The organism is Geobacter sp., from assembly GCF_027327745.1.
Lineage (GTDB): Bacteria > Desulfobacterota > Desulfuromonadia > Geobacterales > Geobacteraceae > Geobacter.
In genome coordinates, this window is sequence record NZ_DAHVYG010000015.1 from 1 (window position 1) to 25,899 (window position 25,899).

At 61.4% G+C, this 25,899-nt stretch carries 28 protein-coding genes and 1 riboswitch; of the genes, 17 read left to right on the forward strand and 11 right to left on the reverse strand.

What is annotated here, in order from left to right:
* From pyrR to lepA, 3 genes are all read right to left on the reverse strand, one after another.
* Window positions 1-510: bifunctional pyr operon transcriptional regulator/uracil phosphoribosyltransferase PyrR (pyrR, locus tag M6689_RS02625; RefSeq protein ID WP_298267575.1), on the reverse strand; the 510-nt coding region annotated here is incomplete at its 3' end.
* Between the two features lie 229 nt (window positions 511-739).
* The gene (lepB, locus tag M6689_RS02630) at window positions 740-1,381 is read right to left on the reverse strand and encodes a signal peptidase I (RefSeq protein WP_366949718.1); all 642 of its coding nucleotides are present in this window, start codon (window positions 1,379-1,381) and stop codon (window positions 740-742) included.
* A 73-nt stretch (window positions 1,382-1,454) separates the two neighbouring features.
* Window positions 1,455-3,257: a translation elongation factor 4 gene (gene lepA / locus M6689_RS02635; RefSeq protein WP_298267484.1), complete on the reverse strand. Its 1,803-nt coding sequence runs from the start codon at window positions 3,255-3,257 to the stop codon at window positions 1,455-1,457.
* A 324-nt stretch (window positions 3,258-3,581) separates the two neighbouring features.
* Here lepA and M6689_RS02640 point away from each other — a divergent pair, with 324 nt between their 5' ends.
* The 3 genes from M6689_RS02640 to yhbY all read left to right on the forward strand — a co-directional run bounded on the left by M6689_RS02640 (window position 3,582) and on the right by yhbY (window position 5,754).
* Window positions 3,582-4,865 carry an ATP-binding protein gene (locus M6689_RS02640; protein ID WP_298267487.1) on the forward strand — a complete coding sequence of 428 codons (1,284 nt, stop codon included), beginning with the start codon at window positions 3,582-3,584 and terminating at the stop codon, window positions 4,863-4,865.
* A 17-nt stretch (window positions 4,866-4,882) separates the two neighbouring features.
* On the forward strand, window positions 4,883-5,200 hold the full coding sequence (locus tag M6689_RS02645) for an Hpt domain-containing protein (RefSeq protein ID WP_298267490.1): 318 nt from the start codon (window positions 4,883-4,885) through the stop codon (window positions 5,198-5,200).
* Between the two features lie 257 nt (window positions 5,201-5,457).
* Window positions 5,458-5,754, forward strand: coding sequence for a ribosome assembly RNA-binding protein YhbY (gene yhbY / locus M6689_RS02650; RefSeq protein WP_298267493.1), 297 nt, complete (start codon window positions 5,458-5,460; stop codon window positions 5,752-5,754).
* Between the two features lie 96 nt (window positions 5,755-5,850).
* Here the strand turns inward: yhbY and M6689_RS02655 are convergent, their stop codons facing one another.
* Both M6689_RS02655 and M6689_RS02660 read right to left on the reverse strand, forming a co-directional pair.
* The gene (locus tag M6689_RS02655; RefSeq protein ID WP_298267495.1) at window positions 5,851-6,402 is read right to left on the reverse strand and encodes a hypothetical protein; all 552 of its coding nucleotides are present in this window, start codon (window positions 6,400-6,402) and stop codon (window positions 5,851-5,853) included.
* 104 nt (window positions 6,403-6,506) lie between these two features.
* Window positions 6,507-6,583, reverse strand: a riboswitch (cyclic di-GMP riboswitch).
* A gap of 77 nt (window positions 6,584-6,660) precedes the next feature.
* Window positions 6,661-7,818: a deoxyguanosinetriphosphate triphosphohydrolase gene (locus tag M6689_RS02660; protein WP_298267498.1), complete on the reverse strand. Its 1,158-nt coding sequence runs from the start codon at window positions 7,816-7,818 to the stop codon at window positions 6,661-6,663.
* A gap of 155 nt (window positions 7,819-7,973) precedes the next feature.
* On the opposite strand from M6689_RS02660, the gene M6689_RS02665 reads away from it, so the two are divergent.
* The 13 genes from M6689_RS02665 (at window position 7,974) to M6689_RS02725 (ending at window position 19,870) form a co-directional block, all read left to right on the forward strand.
* Window positions 7,974-9,065 (forward strand): class II fructose-bisphosphate aldolase, encoded by a 1,092-nt coding sequence (locus tag M6689_RS02665; protein ID WP_298267500.1) that lies wholly within the window; start codon window positions 7,974-7,976, stop codon window positions 9,063-9,065.
* The gene (gene rsmD / locus M6689_RS02670) at window positions 9,056-9,634 is read left to right on the forward strand and encodes a 16S rRNA (guanine(966)-N(2))-methyltransferase RsmD (protein ID WP_298267503.1); all 579 of its coding nucleotides are present in this window, start codon (window positions 9,056-9,058) and stop codon (window positions 9,632-9,634) included. The genes M6689_RS02665 and rsmD overlap by 10 nt, the downstream gene beginning before the upstream one ends.
* Window positions 9,627-10,121: a pantetheine-phosphate adenylyltransferase gene (gene coaD, locus M6689_RS02675; protein ID WP_298267506.1), complete on the forward strand. Its 495-nt coding sequence runs from the start codon at window positions 9,627-9,629 to the stop codon at window positions 10,119-10,121. Before rsmD ends, coaD begins: the two co-directional genes overlap by 8 nt.
* Before the next feature lie 45 nt (window positions 10,122-10,166).
* Window positions 10,167-11,366, forward strand: a complete 1,200-nt coding sequence (locus M6689_RS02680; RefSeq protein ID WP_298267508.1) for a pyridoxal phosphate-dependent aminotransferase — start codon at window positions 10,167-10,169, stop codon at window positions 11,364-11,366.
* 182 nt (window positions 11,367-11,548) lie between these two features.
* On the forward strand, window positions 11,549-11,743 hold the full coding sequence (locus M6689_RS02685) for a DUF1858 domain-containing protein (protein ID WP_298267510.1): 195 nt from the start codon (window positions 11,549-11,551) through the stop codon (window positions 11,741-11,743).
* Window positions 11,744-11,749: 6 nt separating this feature from the next.
* A complete protein-coding gene (locus tag M6689_RS02690) occupies window positions 11,750-12,739 on the forward strand; it encodes a PilZ-like domain-containing protein (RefSeq protein ID WP_298267512.1) in 990 nt (329 codons plus the stop codon).
* 298 nt (window positions 12,740-13,037) lie between these two features.
* The gene (locus tag M6689_RS02695) at window positions 13,038-14,567 is read left to right on the forward strand and encodes a glutamate synthase-related protein (RefSeq protein WP_298267514.1); all 1,530 of its coding nucleotides are present in this window, start codon (window positions 13,038-13,040) and stop codon (window positions 14,565-14,567) included.
* Window positions 14,568-14,571: 4 nt separating this feature from the next.
* A complete protein-coding gene (locus M6689_RS02700; RefSeq protein ID WP_298267516.1) occupies window positions 14,572-15,021 on the forward strand; it encodes a 4Fe-4S dicluster domain-containing protein in 450 nt (149 codons plus the stop codon).
* Window positions 15,018-16,328: an FAD-dependent oxidoreductase gene (locus M6689_RS02705; protein ID WP_298267518.1), complete on the forward strand. Its 1,311-nt coding sequence runs from the start codon at window positions 15,018-15,020 to the stop codon at window positions 16,326-16,328. The genes M6689_RS02700 and M6689_RS02705 overlap by 4 nt, the downstream gene beginning before the upstream one ends.
* Before the next feature lie 47 nt (window positions 16,329-16,375).
* Window positions 16,376-17,497, forward strand: coding sequence for a glutamine amidotransferase family protein (locus M6689_RS02710; protein ID WP_298267521.1), 1,122 nt, complete (start codon window positions 16,376-16,378; stop codon window positions 17,495-17,497).
* An 88-nt stretch (window positions 17,498-17,585) separates the two neighbouring features.
* Window positions 17,586-18,332, forward strand: coding sequence for a hypothetical protein (locus M6689_RS02715; RefSeq protein WP_298267524.1), 747 nt, complete (start codon window positions 17,586-17,588; stop codon window positions 18,330-18,332).
* Window positions 18,333-18,567: 235 nt separating this feature from the next.
* Window positions 18,568-19,068 carry a DUF882 domain-containing protein gene (locus M6689_RS02720; protein ID WP_298267526.1) on the forward strand — a complete coding sequence of 167 codons (501 nt, stop codon included), beginning with the start codon at window positions 18,568-18,570 and terminating at the stop codon, window positions 19,066-19,068.
* A 10-nt stretch (window positions 19,069-19,078) separates the two neighbouring features.
* On the forward strand, window positions 19,079-19,870 hold the full coding sequence (locus tag M6689_RS02725) for a L,D-transpeptidase (RefSeq protein ID WP_298267528.1): 792 nt from the start codon (window positions 19,079-19,081) through the stop codon (window positions 19,868-19,870).
* 26 nt (window positions 19,871-19,896) lie between these two features.
* Here the strand turns inward: M6689_RS02725 and M6689_RS02730 are convergent, their stop codons facing one another.
* Both M6689_RS02730 and sppA read right to left on the reverse strand, forming a co-directional pair.
* Window positions 19,897-20,451, reverse strand: coding sequence for a cob(I)yrinic acid a,c-diamide adenosyltransferase (locus tag M6689_RS02730; protein ID WP_298267532.1), 555 nt, complete (start codon window positions 20,449-20,451; stop codon window positions 19,897-19,899).
* A 31-nt stretch (window positions 20,452-20,482) separates the two neighbouring features.
* Window positions 20,483-21,379, reverse strand: coding sequence for a signal peptide peptidase SppA (sppA, locus tag M6689_RS02735; protein ID WP_298267534.1), 897 nt, complete (start codon window positions 21,377-21,379; stop codon window positions 20,483-20,485).
* A gap of 133 nt (window positions 21,380-21,512) precedes the next feature.
* Here sppA and M6689_RS02740 point away from each other — a divergent pair, with 133 nt between their 5' ends.
* Complete coding sequence (locus M6689_RS02740) at window positions 21,513-21,998, forward strand: metallophosphoesterase (RefSeq protein ID WP_298267536.1); 486 nt, start codon at window positions 21,513-21,515, stop codon at window positions 21,996-21,998.
* Window positions 21,999-22,009: 11 nt separating this feature from the next.
* Here M6689_RS02740 and M6689_RS02745 read toward each other — a convergent pair whose 3' ends face one another.
* The 4 genes from M6689_RS02745 to M6689_RS02760 all read right to left on the reverse strand — a co-directional run bounded on the left by M6689_RS02745 (window position 22,010) and on the right by M6689_RS02760 (window position 25,868).
* On the reverse strand, window positions 22,010-22,402 hold the full coding sequence (locus tag M6689_RS02745) for a hypothetical protein (protein WP_298267538.1): 393 nt from the start codon (window positions 22,400-22,402) through the stop codon (window positions 22,010-22,012).
* Between the two features lie 16 nt (window positions 22,403-22,418).
* Complete coding sequence (locus tag M6689_RS02750) at window positions 22,419-22,811, reverse strand: response regulator (RefSeq protein WP_298267540.1); 393 nt, start codon at window positions 22,809-22,811, stop codon at window positions 22,419-22,421.
* A 100-nt stretch (window positions 22,812-22,911) separates the two neighbouring features.
* Window positions 22,912-23,880 carry an ABC transporter substrate-binding protein gene (locus M6689_RS02755; protein ID WP_298267542.1) on the reverse strand — a complete coding sequence of 323 codons (969 nt, stop codon included), beginning with the start codon at window positions 23,878-23,880 and terminating at the stop codon, window positions 22,912-22,914.
* Complete coding sequence (locus tag M6689_RS02760; protein ID WP_298267544.1) at window positions 23,874-25,868, reverse strand: hypothetical protein; 1,995 nt, start codon at window positions 25,866-25,868, stop codon at window positions 23,874-23,876. Before M6689_RS02760 ends, M6689_RS02755 begins: the two co-directional genes overlap by 7 nt.
* Between the last annotated feature and the right edge of the window lie 31 nt (window positions 25,869-25,899).

Below are 25,899 nucleotides of genomic sequence, written 5' to 3' on the forward strand. Positions count from 1 at the left end.
TACCTCAGTCGGCCGGGAATCGGTGTCGAACTGGACAACGATCTTTTCCTTCATGCTCGTCGGGACGTTGCGGCCGACAAAGTCGGCGCGGATCGGCAGCTCCCGGTGCCCGCGGTCGATGAGGACCGCAAGCTGGATGCAGTCGGGACGCCCGTGGTCCATGATGGCATCCATGGCGGCGCGGATCGTCCGGCCGGTGAAAAGGACGTCGTCGACGAGAACCACCTTCATCTTCTCGATGACGAAGGGGATGTCGGTCTTGCCCACCGGCAGATGGGGGGCCTGCCCCTTGAAGTCATCCCGGTAGAGGGTGATGTCCACCTCGCCGACGGGAACCTTCGCTCCCTCGATCTCCTCCAGACGGGCCGAAAGCTCCCGGGCCAGATGCACGCCGCCGGTCCTGATCCCGACCAGAACCAGGTCCTCAACCCCCTTGTTCCGCTCGAGGATCTCGTGGGCAATCCGGGTCAGCGCCCGCTTGACACCCGCCCCGTCAAGAATGGTCGTCATTTCTTCCGCCACAGCTCCCTCCTTTCCCGTGTTTCCGTCCCCCCCCGGCCGCTTCGCCGTCCCGGCAGCAGGCGCAAAAAGAGCCCTTCCGCACAGAAGGCGAAAAGGCTCGGATAAGACTGTAGTTCGAGTCTGTCACAAACACCTTTTCTAACCTCACGGGGTTAATTTAAAAGGCCGGGATAAATTTTTCGTACCGTAACACCGGGTCGGGGACGGTGTCAAGTATTCAGTGGATCAGGGTGCCGATGCTTCTCCAGCGCACACTGAAGTTGTCACGGTCCCACGACCAGTACTTGATGAAGGCGAGACCCTTGATCTGATTGTTCTTCACGACCCCCCAGAAACGGCTGTCGTAGGAGCGGTCGCGGTTGTCCCCCATCATGAAATAGGAGTTGGAAGGGACCGTGAAGGGACCGAAATTGTCCCGGGGGTTCTGGGCCGCGGGGACGAGATCGTTCTCCTTGTGGACCTCCTGGGGAATGACGTACGGCTTGTCATTGACGTAGACCCGCTTGTTGATCACCTGGACCTTGTCGCCGGGGAGCCCGATCACCCGCTTGATGAAATCCTTGCTCGGGTCCTCGGGGTACTCGAACACGATCACGTCGCCCCGCTTCGGGTCGCGGATCTTGAGAAAGCGGCCGTCAACGAAGGGAATCTTGGTTCCGTAGATGAACTTGTTGACGAGGATGTGATCGCCGATGGCAAGGGTGTCCTCCATGGAACCGGAGGGAATCTTGAATGCCTGGACGATGAACGTCCTGATGAAAAGGGCGAGGATGACGGCGATGATGATCGACTCGGCATACTCCCGGACGACGTGCTTCCTCTTCACCGGCTGCTCCGCCGGCGCGGCACCGCTCTCCATGGTGCCGTTCGGTCCGTGCTGGAAGTCCTTGTAATCCATAGTCTGGTTCCTTTGCGCTGGGAATGGGAGGGCGCTACTTGTCTTCCACCTTGAGGATGGCGAGAAACGCCTCCTGCGGCAGTTCGACGTTCCCGACGTTCTTCATCCGCTTCTTCCCTTCCTTCTGCTTTTCGAGAAGCTTGCGCTTGCGGGTGATGTCGCCGCCGTAACACTTGGCGAGAACGTCCTTGCGAAGTGCCTTGACGGTCTCGCGGGCTATGATCTTGGTGCCGATGGCCGCCTGGATCGCCACCTCGAACATCTGGCGGGGGATCAGCTCCTTCATCTTGGAGACTAGGTCGCGGCCGCGGTAATAGGCCTTGTCCCGGTGGATGATGAGCGACAGGGCGTCGACGGTCTCGCCGTTGATGAGGATATTCATCCGGACCAGGTCGCTGCGGCGGTAATCCAGGTGCTCGTAGTCCAGGGACGCGTACCCCTTGGTGATCGACTTGAGACGGTCGTAGAAGTCGAGGACCACCTCGTTGAGGGGGAGCTCGTAGATGATCATGACCCGCGTGGGGGTCAGGTACTTGATCTCGCGCTGCACCCCCCGCTTCTCCTCGCACAGCGCCAGGATGCCGCCGACGAACTCGTTGGGGGTGTGGATGGAGGCAAGGATGAACGGCTCCTCGACGTAGTCGATCTCCTGGGTGGGGGGGAGCTGGTTGGCGCTCTCGATGGTGATCACGTCACCCTTGAGCCGGTGGACCTTGTAGACGACCGTAGGCGCCGTGGTGATGAGGTCGAGGTTGAACTCCCGCTCCAGCCGTTCCTGGATGATCTCCATGTGAAGGAGCCCCAGAAAGCCGCACCGGAAACCGAAGCCGAGGGCGAGGGACGTTTCGGGCTCATAGGAGAAGGAGGAGTCGTTCAGTTTGAGCTTTGCCAGGGCGTCGCGCAACTGCTCGTACTGGGCCGTGTCGATGGGATAGAGCCCCGAGAAGACCATCGGCTTCACTTCCTTGAAGCCGGAGAGCGGGGCGGTGCACTGGTTGTGGAACAGGGTGACGGTGTCACCGACCTTGGCGTCCCGCACCTCCTTGATGCCGGCGACGATGAAGCCGACCTCCCCCACCGAAAGGGAGGGGACCTCCCGCATGACGGGCGCGAAGACGCCGACCTTGAGAGCTTCGTAGCTCCGGCCGGTGGACATGAGGAGGATCTTGTCCCCCTTCCTGAGGGTGCCGTCCATAACGCGGACGAGGATGATGACCCCCTGGTACTGGTCGTACCACGAGTCGAAGAGGAGCGCCTTCAGCGGCTTGGCCGGATCGCCGTCGGGAGGCGGAATCTTCTTGACTATTTCCTCGAGGATCTCCCGGGTACCGATCCCTTCCTTGGCGCTGGCCAGCACCGCGTCGTGAGCATCGAGCCCGATGATCTCCTCGATCTCGTGCTTGACCCGATCGGGCTCGGCGGCCGGCAGGTCGATCTTGTTCAGAACCGGAAAAACTTCCAGGTTGTTGTCGATGGCGAGATAGACGTTGGCCAGGGTCTGGGCCTCTACCCCCTGGGAGGCGTCGACGACGAGAAGCCCCCCCTCGCAGGCGGCCAGGGAACGCGAGACCTCGTAGGTGAAATCGACGTGACCGGGAGTGTCGATGAGGTTCAGGATGTAGTCCCTGCCATCGTCGGCCCGGTAGTTGAGCCGGACGGTCTGGGCCTTGATGGTGATCCCCCGTTCGCGCTCCAGGTCCATCTTGTCGAGGAACTGGTCCTGCATCTCCCGCTCGGACAGGGCCCCGGTGTACTCGAGAAGGCGATCGGCAAGGGTCGACTTGCCATGGTCGATATGGGCAATGATGGAGAAGTTGCGGATATTTTCAATCTTCATAGACACCCGTTTCCTGGACGTACAAAGGGCGCCGCCCGGACGCCTCACACATCGGCGCAACATCAGACGGGCCGCCTCTTCGTATCGGTTTAACCGAAAAAGCATATCTGATATTCCGGGAGGTTGTAAAGGGATTTCTCCCGCCCCTCCCTACAAGAGACATGCCATTAAATAATTCACATTTTTCCATTGCCGACCTGCCGCAGCTGTGGTATACAACTTTCAAATCATTTCAGACCGGTAACATCTTCACCGTGGAAGACGACATACCCGGTCCCGGACCAGGCAGGGATCAGCATCGCACACCGGAACAGAGCACACGCCATGACCATTTCCTGCTCCCACCCGTCGCACCCGCTTCCCGACAGCATTGATGAGCTGAAGCGCCTGATTTGCGAGCTCAGGGAAGAGGCAGCAAGAAGGACAAGGACCGAGGAGACGCTGAGACAGTCGCTGGCCGAAGCCTCGGAGGCGGCCAGGGCACGGGGTGAGCTCCTCGCCCACGCAAGCCATGAAATGCGGACGCAGCTTCAGGTCCTCAGCGGCGCCCTGGAACTCATCGGAGAGACCCCGCTCTCATCACGGCAACGCAAATGCGTATCGCAGTGCCGGCAGGCAAACACGCTGCTCCTCTCCTTCATTAACGACATCCTCGACAGTGCCCGGATGGACGCCGGGCGCCTTCCCCTCGAACTGTCCCTCTTCTCCCCGGCCGAGCTTCTCGGGAGCACCGGGGAGATGCTCGGCGGCCTTGCCCGGAGCAAGGGGCTGTCGCTGGAGCTGCGGGCCGCGCCGGACCTCCCCGGGTTCGTCCTCGGCGACGTGCGCCGCCTCCAGCAGGTGCTAGTAAACCTGGCGGGCAATGCCATCAAGTTCACCCGCAAGGGAACGATCACGATTTCCGTCGAGCAGGACGACTCTTCTCCGGGGCCGGAAACCACCCTGCGCTTCTCGGTGGCCGATACCGGCATCGGTATCCCAGGAGCAAAGCTCGACGAGATCTTCGAGCCGTTCGCCCAGCTTCACGGTCCTTCCGCGGGATCGGCAGGGGGGACGGGGCTGGGGCTTGCCATAGCACGGAAACTGATCGAACTCATGAACGGGTCCGTCGAGGTTGAAAGCGAAGAAGGGAAAGGAACCCGCTTTACCTTCTCGATCCCATTCGGAGCTCCCTCCCTCCCGGCGGAACGGGAACCGGCGGAGTCCGCCGCTCCGAGCGGCTCCCCCGGCCGCAGGCTCCGCGTTCTCCTGGCCGAGGACACGACGGATATCCGCCGGCTCATCACAGTCTTCCTCACGTCGTCGGGCCATCTGGTCGAGGCGGTTGCGGATGGCAGACAGGCAGTCGAGAAGTTCACCTCCGGCAGCTTCGATATCGTGCTGATGGACATGCAGATGCCCGTTCTGGACGGATACGCGGCCACCAGGCAGATCAGGGCGTGGGAGCGGGCGCGCGGTACCGGGCCGGTCCCCATCCTGGCTCTCACAGCCCATGCGGAGCGAAACGGTCACCGCCAGAGCCGCGAAGCGGGCTGTACGGCCCACCTCGCCAAGCCGATCAGAAAGGAAACCCTCCTGCGCACCGTCGCCGCTCATGCCGGCGCATGAATCAGGGAGCGTGAAACATGGACCAGACAAGGCAGAAGAGACATACCGTTTCCGTGGACCCCGAGCTCATGGAGATCGTACCGACATTTCTCGAGTATCGCTGGCAGGACGTCGCGTCGCTTCAGGATGCCCTCGCCCATGAAGATTCCGGCCTCATCCGCAAGATCGCCCACAATCTCAAGGGAGCCGGCACCTCCTTCGGCTTCAACGCCGTGACCGGCATCGGCATCCGGCTAGAACGTGCAGCCCTCACGAGTAACTGGCCCAGAATTTCGAAGTTCATCGACCTTCTGATCGAATACCTCCAGCAGGTGCAGCCGGTCAGCGGCAGATGACCCGTCGCTGCATGGAGATTGCCTTTCCTTTCGGACTATTTCGTGCTATAGGAGCCTGTCGGACTTAGGGAATCGTAGCGAAAGAATGGCAGATCGAGGACAGATTTTCGGGAATTTGAAGGCGAATAGTGGTTCTATTCGTCAAGAATTCCCGGGAATATGGACCGATTTGCCGTTCTTGCAGTAGATTCGTTCCTAAGTCCGACAGGCTCCTGAGCACCAGCGGCATCAGAAAATTCATGAAAGGAAACCGGCACATGCTGACTGGAAAACAGAAACGTTTTCTCCGCGGGCTGGGACACGCGCTCAATCCCGTGATAACCGTCGGAAAAGCCGACATCTCGGAATCACTCACGCGGGAAACCGACGAAGCGCTCGCGCATCACGAACTCATCAAGGTAAAAATACTCGAAAGCTGCCTCATGGACCGCCACGATGTCGCCGACGAACTTGCCGCCGCCTGCGGCGCCGATGTGGCCCAGGTGCTCGGACGGACTTTTCTGCTCTACCGTCCGGCGAAGGAGCCGAAGATCGCCCTTCCCCGCGGGAAGTAACGGCGGCTTTTTCATCGAACGGACACACACAAGAGGGGGCCGCCCGATGCGACCCCTTTTCTCTGCCTGCCTTCTGTTCATGACCGACACAGGGAATCAGTCGTCCCAGTGTCCTCTTCCGCGGTGTTTCCGCTCCTCTTTCTCCCACTTCCGCTCTTCCTTCCACCGCTCGTGCTCTTCCTTGCGACGTTCCTTCCACTCCTTTTCGGGCCGGAAGTATCTGCCCCGGTAGTGGTCGTGGTCCCCGCGGTATACCCGGTATTCGTGATCCCGGTAGTAGTGGATCCGTTCCAGCCTGTGCCTGCGCAGCCCCGGCGGAAGGCTCCGGTACCGGACCACTCCCCAGGGACCATTGTAGTGCGGGGCGACGTACCAGGAATTCCCCTGATAAAGATAATAGCGGCCCGAGATGAAGAAGATGTCGTAGGGGATGTCGACCCCGACGTAGAAGCCGAGACGGGGCGGGGCGATGAATACCGGCGGCTCCTCGAACACGACCCCGGGCGGGACGACGGCGACCGGCGGGGCAGGAACGACCACCTGCGGTCTGTTGCCGACGTTGATGTTCAGGTCGAACCCGACGTCAGCGGCAAAGACGGGGGAGGCTGACACCGTAAACAGCGTTGCGAGCATAAGCGCTCTTTTCATGATTCTGCTCCTTTCGCGGGAAACTGCTCCAGAATATTAAATATACTGCCGGCACGAAGCCGGAATGCAAAAAAGCCGGGGCCACAATATCTCTCCATCGATATTTCGGCAACCCGGCTGTCTGCGTGAGACCCTGTAGGCTTTCCGCCCCACCCTCGCAGGTGGTTGAGTATTATCGTCTATCGGAACCGGCTTTTTTCTTCTTAATACCCCATTCAACGCTGAAGAGTCAAGAGTGTCAAGATCCCGGCTCCGCAATCACACCCGCTCGTAGGGCTCGAACAGCCGCTTGAACTCATCGAGGGCAAAACGGTCGGTCATGCCGGCGATGTAGTCGCATACCACCCGCTCGCGCCCGAGAATCTCCATCTTCTGCTGGTACTTGCGCGGCAGGAGGGTGGGATGCTTCAGATAGCTTTCGAAGAGTTGCGTGAGATAGCGCTCCGCCTTGACCCGCATCCGCTCCACCTTGTAGTGCCGGTACAGGTTCTCCAGCAGGAACCGTTTGAGGGCACGGTTTTTCTCGGCCAGCTCGGGGCTGAGGGCAACTACCGGGCGGTTCACCCTCCGAAGGTCTTCGAGGGTTTCGATGCCGAACGCCCGGACGTTGGCCAGCGTGGTCGCGGTCAGGTCCTTGATGAAGACGCCGATCAGGGCACTGATCGTCTGAAATTTCTTCCGCTCCGGATCGAGTGCAGGGTGGGCGGCTCCGACCCTCTCCCAGACCTCCCGCCAGAGCGTCACCCCCTGGAGCTGTTCGAGGGTGATGTACCCCGACTTGAGACCATCGTCGATATCGTGGTTATTGTAGGCGATCTCGTCGGCGTAGTTGATGATCTGGGCCTCCATGGTCGGAACGACCCCCGGCAGGAACTCGTCGATGACACCGCAGGGGCGGTCGTAGGGAGACGAATGCTTGACGATCCCCTCCCGGACCTCCCAGGAGAGATTGAGCCCGTTGAAGCCGGGATAGCGCTCCTCCAGCTCGTCCACCACACGGAACGACTGCAGGTTGTGCTCAAACCCGCCGGCACCCTCCATGAGCCGGTTCAGCACCTCCTCGCCCGTATGGCCGAAGGGCGTATGCCCCAGATCGTGCGCCAGGGCCAGGGCCTCAGTCAGCTCCTCGTTCAGCTTCAGCCGCCGGGCGATCGCCTTGCCGATCTGGGCAACCTCCAGCGAATGGGTAAGGCGGGTGCGGTAGTAGTCTCCCTCGTGGTTGACGAAGACCTGGGTTTTGTATTCGAGGCGGCGAAATGCCGCGCAATGGATGATCCGGTCCCGGTCTCGCTCGAAGGCGGGACGGTGGTCGCGGAACTCCTCCCGGTGCTTCCGCCCCCGGGAAGCCGCACTTCGGGCCGCATACACCGCCAAATCGGGACGCTCCAGACTCTGTTCATCGACGCCGCTCGTCATGGGTTCCTCCTGCGTGGTGAAGCAAATCTAATTCCGCTTCACCGGGGGAGTCAACAACAAAAGTAGTCCTTGACGAGAACTGGCGTATCATGCTAGTTTTCTAAGCCTTTTTTAAGATTGACCAATCTCCGTATACACGACTGCGAAACAACGTTATGCTACAGACCCTTATCGACCGCATTCCCGCCAGGATCAAAAGCAAACTAGACTCACGGACGGCCGTCTGCCTGCTGAACGGCGCGGATGTCTTTTCCACCCTCAGGCACGAAAAAATGATCCTCATGGCCTGCAACCCTCGCATCAGGCACGTGATCCCCGGCATCATGAAGGCAGCCGAGGAGCTCGACGCCGTAATCGCCTTCGAACTGACCCGCACCGAAGGTGGGATCGACGGTGGCTACACGGGGCAGACGCCGGAGCTTTTTTTCGAGACCGTCGCAGACTACGCCGAGCGGTTCAGATTCTCGAAGCCGTTCATCATCCACGGCGACCACACCACCGTCCTTTCCACCGATCCGGCCGAAATCGAGAGGGCCCGGGCCCTCATCGCCGCGCAGCTTTCCGCCGGCTATACCTCCTTCGCCATCGACGCGTCGTTCACCCCCCTGGCGGACAACATCGCCATCACGGCTGACCTGGCCCGGGCGGTGGTTGCCGAGGGGTACGGCCTCGAAGTCGAACTGGGGGAGGTGAAACCGGCAGGGGTCACCTCGAACCTGACCACCGTGGCGGAAACCGAGGAATTCCTCACGGGCCTTGCCGGCAGGGGGATCCACCCCCAGCTCCTTGCCATCGACAACGGTTCCAAGCGGGGGAACTATCTCGACGGCGAAATGGTCAGGATCGACCTTGAGCGAACCCGCCAGATCCATGAGACCGCAACGCGCCACGGCCTTTCCGGGCTCGTCCAGCACGGGATCACCGGAACGCCGCTGCGCATCGTCGGCAAGCTCGTGGATTACGGCATCCGCAAGGGTAATATCGGCACCCTCTGGCAGAACGTGGCCCACGCGGGCCTTCCTCTGGATCTCATGGACGCCATGCGCCGCTGGGCGAAGGAGAACGGCAAGGACATCAAGTTCGCCACCAGCCCCTTCAAGGCGGAGATCGACGCGATCCCCGAGGAAAACGCCCGGCAGATCCTCGACATGGCCTACCGGGAGGCAAAGGAATTCCTCCTCGCGTTTCATGCCCGGGGGAGTGCGTCGCGCCTGGCCCAGCATCTGAAGGAATTGCCGTGCGCGTGATCAGCGGCACCGCGCGGGGCCGCCGGCTCGCCGCACCGCCGGGGGAACGGGTGAGACCGACAGCAGACAGGGTAAAGGAAGCCCTCTTCAGCATCCTCAATTCTCTCATGGGCAATTTCGAGGGAGTCCGGACGCTCGACATCTTCGCCGGGACGGGAAGCCTCGGCATCGAGGTGCTGAGCCGCGGCGGCTGCGAGACGGTCTTCGTCGACAACCACCGGGAGTCGGCGGCGACGGTCAAAAGGAACCTCGAAACGCTCGGATTTGCCGGTCGCGGCACGGTACTCGTGAAGGATGCGGTTGCAGCCATTGGCACCCTTGAAAGGGCCGGCCGCCCGTTTCGGCTCGTTCTTCTCGATCCCCCCTACCGGCTCGGCATGACCGGGCGGGTACTAGAGCGGCTTGCCGGCTCGCCGCTGGTTACCGACGAAACGATCATAACGGCCGAAACCGCCGATGACGAGGAGATTGGCACCGAGTTCGGCCCCCTGCGGATGTTCGACCGAAGGGTCTACGGCGACACCGCTCTCTCATTCTTCAGGAAAGGGGCTTCCACCGACCATGCCTAGAAAAATCGCCGTCTACCCCGGCTCCTTCGACCCGATAACCTACGGGCACCTCGACATCATCGATCGCGGCCTCAGAATCTTCGACCAGATCATCGTCGCCGTGGCCCGCAACTCGGCAAAGAACTCCCTCTTCACCATCGACGAACGGGTGGACATGATCCGGCGCGTCCTTGCCGATAACGTCCGGGCGAGGGTTGACACCTTCGACGGCCTTCTGGTAGATTACGTCCTTTCCCAGAAGGCAACGGTCATCATCCGCGGGCTGCGGGCCATCTCGGACTTCGAGTACGAATTCCAGATCGCCCAGATGAACCGGAGCATCTCCCAGGAAGTGGAAACGCTCTTCATGATGACCTCGGTTCCCTACGGCTACCTTTCGTCATCCATCGTCAAGGAAGTGAGCTCCCTGAACGGCCCCGTCGACAGCCTCGTCCCGCCGCTGGTGCGGGAGGCGCTCAAGGCGAAGTTCTCCACCATCAATAGATAAGGAATGGCCCTTGCGGAGTCATCCTATTACCCAAAGGAGGGAACAATGAAACTTGCAGATCGCGTCAACAAGATCCAGCCTTCCCCGACCCTGTCCATCGACGCCAAGGCCAAGGCACTGAAGGCGCAAGGGGTCGACGTCGTCGGCTTCGGGGCCGGCGAACCGGACTTCGACACTCCCGCCAACATCAAGGAAGCCGGGAAGAAGGCCATCGACGCAGGTTTCACCAAATACATGCCGGTGGGAGGCGACGACGACCTCAAGGACGCCATCATCGCCAAGATGAAGCGGGACCACGGGCTCGACTACACCCGCGACGAGATTTCGGTCGCCTGCGGCGCCAAGCACACCCTTTACAACATTTCCCAGGCCCTGATCCAGGAAGGGGATGAGGTGATCATCCCCGGGCCCTACTGGGTCTCCTATCCCGACCAGATCGTTCTTGCCGGCGGCACCCCGGTCTTCATCATGACCGACGAATCCACCGCCTTCAAGATCACCCCGGATCAACTCGAGAAGGCGATCACCCCGCGGACCAGGTACGTGATCCTCAACTCCCCCTGCAACCCGACCGGCTCCACCTACACGAAGGACGAACTGAAGGCCATTGCCGCCGTCCTCCTCAGAAACCCCCACGTGCTGGTCGTATCCGACGACATCTACGAGAAGCTCCTCTATGACGGGCTGGAGTTCTGCAACATCCCCATGGCCTGCCCGGAGCTCAAGGACCGCACCATCATCGTCAACGGCGTCTCCAAGGCTTACTCCATGACCGGCTGGCGGATCGGCTACGCCTGCGGACCGAAGGAGCTGATGGGGGCCATGACCAAGATGCAGTCCCAGTCGACCTCCAACGCCACCTCCATCGCCCAGAAGGCGTCCGTCGAAGCGCTCAACGGTTCGCAGGACGCCGTGGCCGCCATGGTGAAAGAATTCGAGAAACGGCGCACCTACATCGTCGACCGGCTGAACGCCATCCCCGGCGTGACCTGCTTCAGATCCACCGGCGCCTTCTACGCCTTCCCCAACTTCTCCGGCGTCTACGGCAAGACCACGCCGGCAGGGAGGAAGATCGGGAACTCCTCCGACTTCGCCGCATACCTTCTGGAGGACGCCAAGGTCGCCCTCGTGCCGGGCGTTGCCTTCGGCGACGATCGTTACGCCAGACTCTCCTATGCCACGAGCCTGGAGACCATCAAAAAGGGTCTCGACCGGATCGAAGAGGCTATACGGAATCTGAAGTAATGTCCCGGCGCCGTTGCAAAGGGGTGGCTCATTTGCTGCCGTGATGGAGAAAGGCGAGGTCTACCGCGGTATTCCTCGCCTTTTTCATACCCGGCCCCTAAAGGGACTCTCATTTCAGCCGATATATTACTATCGGACCGGTTTCGATCCCCCCCGCGAACCGACACTCCCAGGAGGATGCAATGATCACCAAGGAAATGACCATCGGCGATATCATCCGAACGTACCCCGCAACGCTCAAGATTTTCGAGAAGTACGGCCTGGACTGCTACGAATGTCAGGTGGCCGACTACGAACAGCTGGAACACGGCGCCGGCGTTCACAAAACCGACCTTGACCTGCTTCTCGAAGAGCTCAACGAAGCGATCTCGTCCTGACCGTCCATGAAGGAACAGCCGCCCAACTATTACAAATATTTCGATGTCGGGCTCCGGGTGGAGGTCCGTTTTCCGCACTCCGGGGATCTCTCCTTCAGCGACTGGGCGGTCATTACTCTCTTCGAGGAAGACCTCGTGGAGCTCCAGCTCTCCCGCGATCTCCTTCCCGAGTTCGTCAGGACCGATGTCGGCACGATTCTCGACCTGCGCCTCGGCAAGGAAGGAAGCGCCTACTGCTGTCGGTCGATCATCGTCGGAGAACGAACGGGTGCGAAGATCACGACCCGGCTCATCGGGGAGGTCGTCCCGGACGAGCTCAGGGAATTCTACCGCATCGATGCCTACATCACGCTCCGCTATCGCCTCCCCACGGGAGAGCCGGCCGGTGAAATCAAGGCCCGGTGGGAAGCCGGACGCTACGGCCATCCTGACGCCGGCGGCGATCTTTCGCCCTTTCCCGCCGGCACCGATCTGCCTGGGGGACGCCCCCTCGGCCACCCTGCGCCGGTTGCGGCAAACATAAGCGGTTCGGGGATTCGGATCAGGACCCACGAGCAGTTTGCCATCGGCGATCTGCTTCCCCTAGATCTTTTCCTGCCCGAGCAGCCGAAGACGATTTCGGTGGTCGGGCAGGTCGTTCACGTCGGCCAGGTCCGAACCCGGGATGGGGAGCCCCCCCTCTTCAGCACCGCCCTTCACTTTTTCTGCATCGACGAGCGCGATCGGGACGCCATCGTCAAATTCGTTTCGATGGTCCAACTGGAACATCTCCGCTCCATTCGCGGCAACACCATCAGCATCACCGACCTGGAATATACGGACTACTCCCGGCGGATGAGGCTGCGGAGGATCATGTTCGCCGCTATCCTGACAACCATCATCCTGATCGTCATGGCACTCCTCGCCATCTCGCGTCTCACCGGCGCCAAGGGAGAGATCGAGCGGGATTACGAACGGGAGATCAGAAAGTACCGCTCGGCAGTCCCCTGGCACTGAGACCTTTTCCGGACAAAGGGACCGGAATCGACTCCCAGTGTAATATTTATACTCTGCACACCCGCCCAATCTACCCCGTAAGACAGCAAACTCGGCAAACCTCCCCCATATCGAATACAGCGACCACGGCAAACCGCTCCGTCCGCCAGCCTGCTTTTCCAGCAGAGTCGGGGCGTTATGCAATCACCAAACATAAGTTGTCCGACAACTAGATAAATGGCACACCTATCGCAATATGAGTTGTCCACGAGGCACGAGTGTACCCGGAACACACTCCCCGCATCCAGGAGGTCCCAAGGTGCTGTACAAAACCGTAACAGAGTCGTTCAACGAATTCATCATCGACCGCAGCGACGCCAAGTGCATCCGCTGCAAGGTCTGCGTCCGCCAGTGCTCCTACGAGGTCCACTCGTACCGGGAAGAGGCAGATATCCTGACCGAGGACAACACCCTCTGCATCGGCTGTCGCCGCTGCTCCGCCCTCTGCCCCACCGGCGCCATCACCATCCGCGCCAACGAGGAGGCCTTCAAGCGGAACGAGTCGTGGTCCGGCGCCCATATCCGCAATCTCTACGCCCAGGCCGATACCGGCGGCATTCTCCTGGCTGCCATGGGAAACCCGGCAAAATACCCCATCTACTGGGACCACATGCTCCTCGACGCCTCCCAGGTCACCAACCCCTCCATCGATCCGCTCCGGGAACCGATGGAGCTGCGGACCTACCTCGGCAAGAAGCCCCACGCCATCGAGGTGGTGAGGGACGAGCAGACGGGGAAGCCGAAACTCGCCACGAAGCTCACGCCGCAACTGAAGCTGGAGTACCCCTTCATCTTCTCCGCCATGAGCTACGGCGCCCTGAACCTCAACGCCCACAAGGCGATGGCGGCGGCCGCCCAAGAGCTGGGCACCCTCTACAACACCGGTGAGGGAGGGCTCCACAAGGACCTCTACCAGTACGGCAAGAACGTCATCGTCCAGGTCGCCTCGGGGCGGTTCGGCGTCAGCGAGCAGTACCTGAACGCCGGCGTCGGGATCGAGATCAAGGTCGGCCAGGGGGCCAAGCCGGGAATCGGCGGGCACCTCCCCGGCGAAAAGGTCAACAGCGAGATCTCCGAGACCCGGATGATCCCCATGGGCTCCGACGCCATTTCGCCGGCCCCCCACCACGACATCTACTCCATCGAGGACCTGCGGCAGCTGATCTTCGCCCTGAAGGAGGCAACCAACTACGAGAAGCCGGTATCGGTCAAGATCGCGGCGGTCCACCATGTGGCGGCCATCGCCTCCGGCGTGGCCCGGGCCGGCGCCGACATCATCACCATCGACGGCTTCCGGGGGGGGACCGGTGCGGCACCCCAGGTCATCCGCGACAACGTCGGGATCCCGATGGAGCTAGCCCTCGCCGCCGTGGACTCGCGCCTGCGTGACGAGGGGATCAGGAACCAGGTTTCCATCGTGGTCGGCGGCGGGGTCCGCTCCTCGGGAGACGCCATCAAGGCCATCGCCCTCGGCGCCGATGCCATCAACCTCGGCACCTCGACCCTCCTTGCCCTTGGCTGCACCCTCTGCCAGCGCTGCTACACCGGCAAGTGCCCCTGGGGAATCACCACCAACACCCCCTATCTCGCCAAGAGACTCAACCCGGAGCTCGGCGCCGAGCGGCTGGTGAACCTCATCCACGCCTGGGGCCACGAGATGAAGGAGATCCTCGGCGGCATGGGGCTCAACGCCCTCGAATCGCTGCGCGGCAACCGCTACAAGCTCCGGGCGGTGGGGCTCTCCGAAAAGGACATGAATCTTCTGGGCGTGATGCCCGCTGGAGAATAGAACCATGAAGCGAATCTACACTCTCGAAGACGCCTGCATCGGCTGTCACCTCTGCGAGGTGGCCTGCATCACCGAACACTCCCAGTCGAAGGATCCGGTCAAGGCATTCCTCCACGAACCGCTTCGCCCCATCTCGCGCTGCACGGTCGAGGAGTGGGACGGTGGCATCGTCTCCTTCTCCACCACCTGCCGCCATTGCGACGAGCCCGACTGCATGCGGGCGTGCATCTCGGGCGCCATCCGGAAATTCGACAACGGGGTCGTCCGGGTCGACACCGAGCAGTGCGTCGGCTGCTGGTCGTGCGTCATGGCCTGCCCCTACGGCGCCATCCAGCGCAATCTCACCAAGAAAAAGGCGAACAAGTGCGACCTCTGCCCGGACCGCAAGAGCCCGGCCTGCGTCGATGCCTGCCCCAACCGCGCGCTTGTCTTCAAGGAGGGGAGCCAGAAATGAACTACGTGATCATCGGAAACTCCGTGGCCGCCGTCGGTGCCGTCCGGGGGATCAGAAGCATCGACCAGAGCGGGAACATCACCGTCATCTCCCGTGAGCGCCATGTCGCCTACGGCCGCCCCCTCATCTCCTACCTCCTCGGCGGTCTCGTCACCGAGAAGCGGATGGCCTACCTCCCCGAGGATTTCTACGAGAAACAACGGGTCAATCTCCTCCTCGACTCCGAGGTGGTCGGCCTCGACGCGGAAGCCCGCAAAGTCACGCTCGCCGCGGGCGACACCATAGCCTACGACCGGCTCCTCATCGCCACCGGCGGCGATCCCTTCGTCCCCCCCATCGAGGGAATGACGGACAAGGAGCGGATCTTCACCTTCACCACCTGGGACGATGCCGCCAAGATCAAGGGGATTGCCAACGACATCGGGAAGGTCGTCGTCATCGGCGGCGGCCTCATCGGGCTCAAGGCGGCCGAGGGGCTCCACCTCCTCGGCAAGCAGATCACCATCGTGGAACTGGCCGACCGTATTCTCTCCATGGCCTTCGATCGGCCCGCGGGACGGATCGTCGCCAAGAAGATGAAGGCCAACGGCATCGAGGTCCTCACCGAAGAGACGGTGGTGCGGATCGAGGGTGAAGGGTCCGACATCACGGGAGTGACGCTCCGTTCCGGCGACTTTATCCCGTGCGACACGGTCGTCGTCGCCATCGGGGTGCGTCCCGCCTGCACGTTCCTGAAGGGGAGCGGCATCGAAGTGAACCGCGGCATCGTGGTCGACGACCTGATGGAGGCCAGCATCAAAGGTGTCTTTGCCGCCGGCGACGTGGCCGAGGCCAGGGACTTCTTCACCGGCGTCAAGAACCCGATGCCGATCTGGCCCGACGCCTACATCCAGGGAGACATCGCCGGGGTCAGCATGGCCGGCGGCACCAAGGAGTATGCGGGGGGTATCGCCATGAACTCCATCGAGCTCTTCAAGGTGCCCACCATCTCCATGGGGATCACCAACCCCCAGGAGCCGAAGGAGTTCGAGATCCTTACGTACCTGGACCAGGAGAACTATCTCTACCGCAAGATCGTCATCAAGGATAATCTTCTCGCGGGTGCCGTGCTCGTGGGTGCCGTCGACCGCGCCGGGATCTTCGCCGGGCTCATCCGCGACAGGGTGGACATCGCTTCGTTCAAGGAGCAGCTTCTCGTTCCGGATTTCGGCTTCGCCCACCTGCCGAAGGAGTTGCGGAGCGCCCTGTTCGCCCCCGCCGGCAAGGTAACGGATACCGGGGCGCCGGCCCCGGCCGTCGGGCACTGACCCGTTTCCTTCCCGCGATTCGCCATGACCAGACAGAGGTTCGAACTATGAACGTAACGCGCAAACCGACCCACAACTTCCAGAAAGACATCTCCAACTGCGGTCTGACCGGCTTCATCTCGAAATCGGGGACCCTCGTGGGCGGAGAGGTCATCATCAAATCGATCGCCCTCATGCACGACCGGGGGAATGGCCTCGGCGGCGGCTTCGCCGCCTACGGGATCTATCCCGACTACAGGGAGTTCTTCGCCTTCCACCTCATGTACGAGAGCGGCATGGCCCTGCAGCTGACCGAGGAGTATCTGGAGCGCCACTTCTTCATCGAGCAGCATGAGGAGATCCCGACGCGCCGCACACCGGCCATCGTCAATCCGCCCGTCTTCAAGCGCTACTTCGTGAAGCCGCTCGAAACGCCGGAGTACAGGGAGGCGATCGAATTCCAGAAGATGACCGACGAGGACGTCGTCGTCCGCCACGTCATGGCCGTCAACAACGAGATCGAGGGGGCATTCGTCGTCTCCTCCGGCAAGAACATGGGGGCCTTCAAGGGGGTCGGTTACCCTGAGGAGATCGCCGATTTCTTCCGCCTCGAAGAGTACAAGGGGTATGTCTGGACCGCCCACAACCGCTTCCCGACCAACACCCCGGGGTGGTGGGGGGGTGCCCATCCGTTCACGCTGCTTGACTGGTCCATCGTCCATAACGGGGAGATCTCCTCCTACGGGATCAACAAGCGTTACCTGGAGATGTACGGCTATCTCTGCACCATGCTGACCGATACCGAGGTCGTCGCCTATACCCTCGACCTCCTGATCCGCAAGCACGGGCTCACGCCGGAGCTGGCGAGCCTTGCCATGGCATCCCCCTTCTGGGACATCATCGACGCGCTCCCCGAGGACGAGCGGAAGCTTCTGACCGCCATCCGCCAGGTTTACGGCAGTGCACTGCTCAACGGCCCCTTCGCCATCCTCTTTGCCAGCAACGAGGGGCTCATCGGCCTCAACGACCGGGTGAAGCTCCGCCCGCTGGTCTGCGCGACGAAGGACGACTTCGTCTACATGGCCTCGGAGGAAGCGGCGATCCGCGAGATCTGCCCGCAGCCCGACAAGGTCTGGGCACCGCGCGGCGGCGAGCCGGTCATCGCCAAGCTGAATCCGGGAGTTATCTAATACCAGGGGGTCCGGGCTCCGGACTGGGGGCTAGGGATTTTACCGGCCCCGAGTCCCGAGTCCCGAGCCCCTCTACAAGAGGTCAGACATGAAAATCGATGCGCAGGGTCTCTACTATCGGGACCTCAACCAGAAAATCCGCGAAGCAGTGGCAGCAGGCGCTACGGAGATCGAACTGGTCAACGTGAACGGCCAGTATTTCATCGGCGATGGCATCAACCGGGAGGTGACCCTCACCATCCAGGGTGTTCCGGGCAACGACCTGGCGGCATTCATGAATGGCGCCACCATCATCGTCAGGGACAACGGGCAGGACAACATCGGCAACACGATGAACGCCGGCAAGGTGATCGTCCATGGTCACGCGGGGGACGTGCTCGGTTACGGCATGCGCGGCGGCCGGGTTCACATCCGCAAGGACGTCGGCTACCGGGTGGGTATCCACATGAAGTCGTACAACGAGAACAAGCCGGTCCTCGTCGCGGGTGGCAAGGCAGGCGACTTTTTCGGCGAGTACATGGCCGGCGGGGTGCTGATCCTGCTCGGAATGTTCAGCGACGACGCCGACAAGCCGAAGCACGGCTTCCGCTTCGGCACCGGCATGCACGGGGGAACCATCTTCGTCCGGGGTGAGGTCGACGAAAAAAAGCTTTCCCGCGAGGTGGGGGTCTTTGAACTGACCGACGGGGACCGCCAGGAACTGGAGGGGTACCTGAAGGATTACTGCGGCGACTTCGGGATCGACTTCGCCGAGGTTATGGCGGAGCGGTTCGTGAAGATCCTCCCCAAGAGCACGCGCCCCTACGGCAACATGTACTGCCCCATGCCGCGCTGACCGGCAGCAGCACAGAGGCAGAGTAACTGAAAAGGAAGGCCAACCGGCCTTCCTTTTTCATTTCCCGGCCTGCCTTCATGAAAGTCATTATAGTTGAAATTACTCGCGTTTTTTGCTATGAAAAGCTGCTTTCACGCAAGTCGCACGATCACTGCGGCAAGAAAGGACTCAAAGCTTGTTTTCGATCTTATTAAGCAGAAGGATCTTTCTCAAGGCCTCCCTCACCGGGGCGCTTATGCTGTTCGCCGGAAAGCCCGCTTTCCCGAAGGGGCTCGCGAACGCCCCTCTGCCGGAAGGAAGGCTCTCATTCTACAACATCCACAACGGCGAACGGCTGACCGTCACCTACAGGCCCCCGGAGGGTGACTACGATCCCGAGGCGATCAGCGCCATCAACTGGATCCTCCGCTGCCACTACACCAACGAGTCGACCGAGATGGACGTCCGCACCATCGAGTACCTGAACATGGTCGACAAGAAGCTGGGGGGAGGCAACGAGATCCACGTAATTTCCGGCTACCGCTCCCCCCAGTACAACAGGCTGCTGCGGGGAGAAGGGAGACACGTCGCCAAACACAGCCTCCACATGTCAGGAAAGGCTATCGACATCGCCATCCCGGGAAAGAGCCTGGAAAGCGTCAGGCACACGGCGCTGAACCTGCAACGGGGTGGAGTCGGCTACTATCCCGGCCCGGGATTCGTCCATCTGGATTCCGGCGCGTTCAGAAGCTGGTAAGCCCGTTTCCATGCTGCGCCTTCTCCTCTTCGGCCTTCTGCTCCTGCCGTCTCTTACAGCGCGGGATGCCGCCGCAGAGGATCCGAAAAAAATCCTGAACCTGTGCACAATTGACTATCCGAGCGACGCGACCGTTGCATGGGAATGCCACCGGTTGAAACCGGGAGAGACGGCGGAAACACTGTTCGGCGATTCCTGGCGGGACGTGCTGCGGTTCAACCGGGTCGACCGGAGGCACCTCTCCCCGGGGGTCTCTCTCAAGGTGCCGAAAAATCTTGAGGATGTGGCCGATTTCACGCCGATGCCCCGCTTTTACCCCGAGGCGGAGAACGAGGCGAAGTTCCTCCTCGTCGACCTCTCCGAGCAGTTTCTCGGCGCCTACGAGTTCGGGCGCCTGGTCCATTCCTTCCCCATCGCCTCGGGAGACCGGGAGAACCCGACCCCCACGGGCGACTTCAGGATCACCGCCTTCGACCGCCGCCACGCTTCCACGCTCTACAAGATCGAGAAGACGGACATCCCTTATCCCATGCACTACGCCTTGCGGTTTTTCGTAAACAGGAGATGGGTTTCTTTCTGGCTCCACGGCCGTGACGTTCCCGGCTTTCCGGCGTCCCACGGCTGCATCGGACTCTACGACGAGGAGATGCAGAAAAGGTACTACCACTTTCCCCGGGAACCGCTGCTCCAGGACGCCCGGATCCTCTACGAATGGGTTGTTTCCCCGCTTCCGGACAGCGGCGGATTCACACCTCTCAGGGAGGGACCACGGCTGCGGATCGTCGGTGAGCCGCCGCTTTAGTCCTTACGTAAATCCGTTAAGGGGGATCAGTAGTCGATCCCCTTCTGGGGCTCGATCCCCTGTCGGAAGGCATGCTTGATTTCCAACATCTCCGTGACCGTATGGGCGCGCCGGATCACCTCGGGGTGGGCGTCGCGCCCGGTCAGGACAAGGTGGGTGAGGGGCGGCTTCGCGTCGATGAGGCCGAGGACCTGGGAAAGGTCGACGAGTTTGAGTTTGAGGGTGTTGTTGATTTCGTCGAGGATGACGATGTCGAACGCCCCGGAAGCGATTTTTTCCCCGGCCAGCCTGATCGCATCCTGGGCGTTGGCCCGGTGTTCCCGGAACGGATAAGGGTTTCCGCGGATGCCGCAGAATCCCTTGCCGGTCAGATGGTGCTCCACGTTCGGCAGGAGCTTGAGCCCGTCGATCTCCCCCGCGTACAGATCACCCTTCATGAACTGGATGAGACAGACCCTGAGGCCGTGTCCCGCCGCCCGGAGGCAGAGCCCGAGCGCCGACGTGGTCTTTCCCTTCCCGTTGCCGGTGATGACGACCACAAGACCTGCCTTCTCTTTCGTCTCCAGGCGCTGAAGTTCCATCTACTCCTCTGCGGGCGCCGGACCCGGCACCTCAGTTGGCGCCGCCATTCAGCTCATAGTTGACGCTGAAGCCGCTATCGCGACGCGACGCCTCGCCGACGACGCTGCTCACCCCTTCCACGAGCAGATCCCGCAGCAGACTTCGCTTCTTCGGCGGCATGATCAGCTTCGGCTCTCCCTTGATCCCCGCCAGTCGTCCCGCCTCCGCAATGGCATCCTGGAGCGTCCCGATCCGGTCGACGAGGTGTAGTGCCAGGGCCTGCTCGCCGGTGTAAACCCGGCCGTCTGCCAGCTTCCGTACCGTGTCGGCCGGCAGCTTCCGACCCTCGGCCACCGCCTTCACGAACTGCCCGTGCAGATTGTCGATGATTCCCTGCAGGATTGCCCGGTCTGCCGGGGTCATCTTGCGCAGCGGCGAGCCGACATCCTTGAACCGGCCACTGGTGATGGTGAACGCCTTCAGCCCCACCTTACCGAGGAGTCCCTCGATGTTCGACATCTTCATCAGGACACCGATACTGCCGGTGATGGATCCCGCATTGGCATAGATCGTCGTCGCGGGAACCGCTATGTAGTAGCCGCCGGAGGCGGCAATGCTCCCCATGGAAACCACCACCTTCTTCGCGGCGGCAAGCTTCTTCATCTCCGCGTAAATCTCCTGGGACGGCCCGACGACACCGCCCGGGGAATCGATCCGGAAGACCACCGCCTTGACGTTGGACCGTTTTTTCAGCTCCTGGATCTGCTTGATCGTTTCCTCGGAGTCGATGATGGGTCCCTTCACCTCCAGGTAACCGACCCCCTCCTCGCTGGTCATGACACCCAGGGAGTCCCCCAGGATCAGCCGCGCCACCTGCACCGAGAAGGCAAACAACATCAAGAGCGCCACGGCAATGACGATGCCGGTTATTATGTGGTTCTTTTTCATGCCACCCCCCTGCAGGGACTCCCGCCGCCGGTCCCACCCCCTGCCGGAATCGAATTTATACAGGGTTTACATGAGTGATTTTTCTCGATAAAGATGTTGACCATAGACACTGTTTTATCCCAGAATGCTTCTCATGAAAGTCGTAATCCTCTCGGACACCCACGGCAATCAGACCCTGGCCCTCAGCATTGTTGACGCCAATGGCGACGCCGATCATATCGTGCATCTGGGCGATGAAACGGACGATGCCTGCTTCCTTGAGGATGTGACCGGCAGGACCGTCGTGAAGGTCAGCGGAAACTGCGATTGTACCTCACGCTACCCCCGCGAGGTGACGCTCGATTTGGAGGGATGCCGCATCCTCATCACCCACGGAGACCTGTACAACGTCAAGGCAGGGAAGGAACGGCTCAAAAAACGGGCCCATGAGGTAAAGGCCGATATCGTCCTTTACGGCCACACCCACCTCCCCTCGATCGAAGAAATCGACGGCATCCTCTTCATAAACCCCGGTTGTCTCAAGAAAGGGTGCGAAGAGCCGAGCTACGCCGTACTCACCCTTGGAAACGGCGCCCCATCGGCTGCAATCATCCCCGCACCGACTCCCCACCCCGAGTAACCGTCCCCCCTTCAGCATCCACAGCCGCAGTTGTGGCATACCTTCCGGTTATGGTCCTCCGGAGGAACCGTTTCGGGGGCAAAGGCGATGCGGGTCACTGCCCGCCTGATATCCTCGAAAAGGCTGAGGTTCTCGCTCTTGCCGATGACATGCCCGACGCAGACGCTGTGAAAACCATCTGCAGGGGAGGAAATTCTCACCGAGTTGAGAAGGTCGGCGTAGCTGTTGATATCGATCGTGAAGACGTCATTGGCGGCGCGCTTCAGGACAATCCCGAACCGCGACAGATCTTCCGCGAATTCGGCAAAAAACCGGTTCGCCGCCTCTCCGTCGATGTCGACGCGCCAGTTGTCCCGCTTATGGTTCTGCCGATAGAACACCACCGTCATCTCTTTCTTTGCCATGGCCATCCTTTCCCGATCAACCGGCGTTCGCCGCCGCCTTGCGCTGCAGAGAGTTGAAGATCATGTCAAGCACCGCCTTCTGGGCGGTTTCGTACTTGTTCATGACCGCCAGACACGTCCCCAGGGGAAACTGCTCGTGAAGAAAGTCGGCCTCGCGGCTCGAAAGGATGATGATCCGGCTCTTGTCGATGCCGACCTGCCGGGCGTAGTTCGCCACTTTTTCGCCATCGAGCACCGGCATTTCGTAATCCACCAGCAGCAGGTCCAGGTCCCCCTTCCTGATGAATGAAAGTGCCCGCACGGGATCAGAGCAAACCTGGACGCTCAGGATGGGATAGTATCGCTTGATATAGCTCTTCAGGAGCCGCGAAAACGCCTTGTCGTCGTCAACGATCAGAATCTTGCCCATTAGTACCTCTTGCTGCACTCGTCCCAGAAATCCGCCCCCTGCTCAGGGGATCGGAACCGTTGCCCGCCTCCGCTTCGTCACAATCGGGGTCTGTGCCGTATCACCTGAGCACCTTGGTGGCGACACTCAGGGTTCGGAACGGGACCTGGAGACCCAGCAACTTCGCCGCATTCAGATTCACAACCAGCTCCACCCTGTGCGGAGAGGCAATCGGCATCTCGCCGGGCTTCTTCCCCCCGAGAACCTTGACCACAAACTCCGCGGCGAGTTGCCCCTGCTCGGCGGGGCTTGCCTCCAGCGAGAGAAGGGCCCCTTTCTCCGAGGCGTCGGGGACTGTGGAGATGACGGGGAGCCGTGCTTCCCTTGCCCTGCGCATGACCCTGTCGATCTGCCTCCCCACCACCGAACTCTCCGTGACAAAGAGGCAGTCCGACCGGGCAACGAGATGATTGAGGGCCGCGTCGAGCCCGGCGGCGCTGGGTACGTTGGCCTCCGCCACCTGGAAACCATGCTGCGCCGCGAGGCGCTTGAGCTCCTTGAGCTGTACGATCGCTCCCGCCTCCCGATTGTTGTAAAGGATGCCGAAGGTCTTAACCGGCCGGATTTCCATCATGCTCCTGACGAGCGTCGCCACGGGGACCTTGGAGCTTGCCCCGCAGAGATTGTTCCCCGTCCTGGTCATGCTTCGCGTCAGGCCGGTCTCCACCGGGCCATAGACGTCGGCAAAGACGATTGGAATATTGTCCGTTTCCTGAACGGCGGCCAGGGTCGCGGGGGCGCCGAAGGTGACAATCACATCGGGTCTGACGGCATTGAATTTCCTGAGGGTATTCGCCCACGAGATCGGATCGGGATTCGGGGTCTGGGTGATGATTTCCAGCTCGTTGCCGCGGGCGGAAAGCGCCCTCACGAAGGCGTGGTGAGCCTCTTTATAGCGCGGCAGGTCGCTGGTCAGCACCGTGGCCACCACCTTCCCCCCCCCCGACGCACTCCCGTCCCAGAGCGTCACGATACCCAGGATCAGGATTGCAATGAAACGCGTCACCCCCATGGTCGCCCTGTTTACCATATCGTCTTGACCGAGGCCGAGACGACGTGAACGGTTCCTTCCCCCAAGGTGCCGTCCCTGTTATCGTAATCACGGAAAGAGTAGTCGAGGGCACAAGAGAGGTGCCTGGTTACCCGGTAGTCGGCACGGGCAGAAAGGGAGCGCTCGATGGTCCTGACACGGCTCAGCTCCCGGACGCCGGCTGTCGAAAATCCCCCGTCGGTCGTGGCCGCAGGCTTGAATTCGGCGCGGGAATGAAGCTCCTGCAGCGCCAGGGAGAGATCGACGGAATCGGTCGCACGGTAGGTGGCATTCAGGGAGTAGAGCTCTCCCTGGGAGACGTAATCGGAGGCAGCCTGATACCCGTTGAGCACGGACGCGAAGAGCACCGCCTGATCGGAGCGGTTGCGGAGGAACCCAAAGTGACCGCTTAGGACCAGACGCTCCGTCGGGCTGACCCAGAGACCGGCAGCGGCATGGGCCATGACCCGGGCTGTGGGGAGGACGTAGGTGATGGACGGGCTGCCATCGAACGGCTGGGTCGAACGCGCGATGCTGTCGTTCCATTCCCGCGAGATCCGGTAGTCGGCGGTGGCCCCCCAGCGCCCGTTGCGCGTGTACGAGGCAAGGATTTGTCCTTCATGTTTCTGTTCCGGCGACGTTCCGTATGAGGGGTTGTCCGTCGTGGAGTACCCATAGAGCCCCCTGAGCCGCAACCCCTTGAAGGGACGCAGCAGGAGGGTCAGGGTGGCGCTGTGGGTGGCGGAATTCTCGGGGAGGTTCCATTCCGCCCCCACCCCGTTCCGACGGAGAAAACTCCCCCGGTACTCGCCGTTTACCGAAAGGATGGTGTTGGGCCGGATCGTGACATTGGCCGAGATGATGTCGCGCACGGTGTCGAAAAGAGGGCGGCCGCTCGCCACGCCCCCCGTAAGTGAAGGGACGACGAGGGTTGACGGACGCTCGCGATCGATCTCCTGGTGCCGGTATCTGACGGCAGTCGCAAACCAGGCGCAGGGGGCATAGGTGAAATCCCCCGCCGCGTTCTGCAGCGTGTCCCGCGCCTGGTCGGCGCCGATCACGGTAGAGAGGGACGAACGGTTTTCGCTCCGCGCGTAGGAGTAGGAAGCGGCCCCCGTAATCCCTCCGGCCAGGGACGAATAGAGCCTGACAGTATGGGAATAGAAGCGGCTGTCGGGGTTTTCGTTATGCTCAACCGGACCCGGCTGGGCAATGAAGGTATCGGCAGGAGTCCCCCCCCGCTCGTCGTGCTGCCTGATCTGGAACTGGTAGAGGAGGTTGATCGGCCCCAGATGGGCATCGAACCCCGCGGTTCCTTCCTGGGTGGTTCGGTCGATCCGCCGCGATTGGGAATGAAGCGACGAAGCCCCCAGGTTCTCAAAAGAGAAATCGGCGAAGCGGAGTTGGGCGCTCCCCTCCCGATCGATGAGCCAGTGGCTCAGATTGAGATGGATCGGATAATCGCGCAGCTTGTACCGGAAATGAAGGGCATCCTGCCGGGTGGTGATGCCGTAGCGATCCAGGGGGGCCGCATCGATAAAGAGGGAAGGGGGCAGCGGAGACGTTTCGTGGTCCAGGTTGTGGAAGAGCGATTCGGTCCGGAAATCGAGCCGGTAGTACCCGGCATAATCGAAGTCGAGGGTGGCGTGGTAGTCATTGCTGTTGAGGTAGGCGCCGTCGATATCCAGCTTGAGGTCCTTCCCCAGATGTGCCGCATGGGCGGCGCCGGTAACACTCGGACGGAGATACTCGTACTCGGCGGCCCTGCCACCGTAACCGTCGGTTTCGACGAAACGGTATCCGGCAGAAACATCGAAGGAACGGTGGGTTTCGACTTCCGTATCGTACGGAGAGAGGGCCAGCGGTTCCACGGCTTCCGCTTCGCTGCCGGCATCCTCCACTGCGGCCGCTTCGTCGTTTCCGGCGGCAACAGGCTCCTCACCCCGGGCCGGGGCGACTCCGAGGAGGAACAAAATGGTAAGGGGCACCAATACCTTCTGCCGCGACATAAGCCTCATC